The sequence below is a fragment of the Vibrio sp. 10N.222.55.B11 genome (genome assembly GCF_041473705.1).
GTDB lineage: Bacteria > Pseudomonadota > Gammaproteobacteria > Enterobacterales > Vibrionaceae > Vibrio > Vibrio crassostreae_C.
This window is the reverse complement of sequence record NZ_JBFRST010000181.1, coordinates 1-258: the sequence shown is the minus strand read 5'-3', so window position 1 is coordinate 258 and position 258 is coordinate 1. Positions and strand designations below refer to the sequence as shown.

The following is a 258-nucleotide window of genomic DNA, read 5'->3' as shown; positions in this document are numbered from 1 at the left end:
TCTCTTGGTGCAAGTGCATTGCAAAGCCAATCGGACTTGAACGCCCTCTCGAATACTCAAACGCGCCTCGACTCTGGCAGTGCCAGCTTTACGGCCAATTCAATTCAAGGCTTCCAGAATTACCTAGAAAAACAGTTTGAACAACCACAAGTCCAACGCCTAATGACCGCTTACCAACCGGAAGATATTGCCGAGGCGAAAGAACGCTGGCAAAAATTTACTCGCACTGAAGCGTTCGCCACCATGGCGGGACTCGAT

1 protein-coding gene is annotated in these 258 nt (G+C 50.0%); it reads left to right on the top strand.

Annotated elements, in window-relative coordinates; genetic code table 11:
• Nucleotides 1-258: hypothetical protein (locus AB4503_RS25630; RefSeq protein WP_372115934.1), on the top strand; the 258-nt coding region annotated here is incomplete at both ends.